Source organism: Campylobacter sp. RM9328 (assembly GCF_012978615.1).
Genome location: NZ_LIWF01000065.1, coordinates 1 through 555, shown reverse-complemented (window position 1 = coordinate 555; position 555 = coordinate 1). Strand labels below are relative to the sequence as shown.

The following is a 555-nucleotide window of genomic DNA, read 5'->3' as shown; positions in this document are numbered from 1 at the left end:
CTGCGCCTAAATTCATACCGATATTGACTCCATTAGCATTTAAAACTCTCTTTAACACATCTACACCGATTTGGACTATTTGACTCATCTCTAACCAAATTTGAGTATCTAAACTCTCAATATTATCTATATGCTCATATGGAATTACCATAAATTCGCCCAAGGTATATGGATATCTATTCATCAAACCAAAGCAATTTTTAGCCCTAAATAGCATAAAATTCTCACTATCTCTATTCTCATTAGCAATCTTACAAAAGACACATTCACAATCCTTTGGTCTAGAAAAATACTCCGCTCTCCACGGCGCAAACTCATCTATCATTTAACACCCCTTATATCCATTACCGCTTGGTATATATCATCTTGACGCATAAAATGCTCACCTATCAAAAACCCCCTAATGCCATTTTGATTTAAGCTCAAAATCTGATTATATGAGTATAATCCACTCTCAGCTACCACCACTCTATCTGATGGTATAAGCTCTTTTAGCTTAAAGCTAAGCTCCATATCCATATCAAAGGTTTTTAAATTTCTATGATTTATCCCTAT

The 555-nt window shown here is 34.4% G+C and carries 1 protein-coding gene and 1 pseudogene; both read right to left on the bottom strand.

The genetic code is table 11. The features are described from left to right. Positions 1-325 (bottom strand): HIT domain-containing protein (locus CCAL9328_RS10710; RefSeq protein WP_349304205.1); only part of this gene is annotated, 325 nt, incomplete at its 3' end. Next, a pseudogene (locus CCAL9328_RS10705) lies at positions 322-555 on the bottom strand (indole-3-glycerol phosphate synthase TrpC); the annotation flags it as partial. The gene CCAL9328_RS10710 and the pseudogene CCAL9328_RS10705, both read right to left, overlap by 4 nt.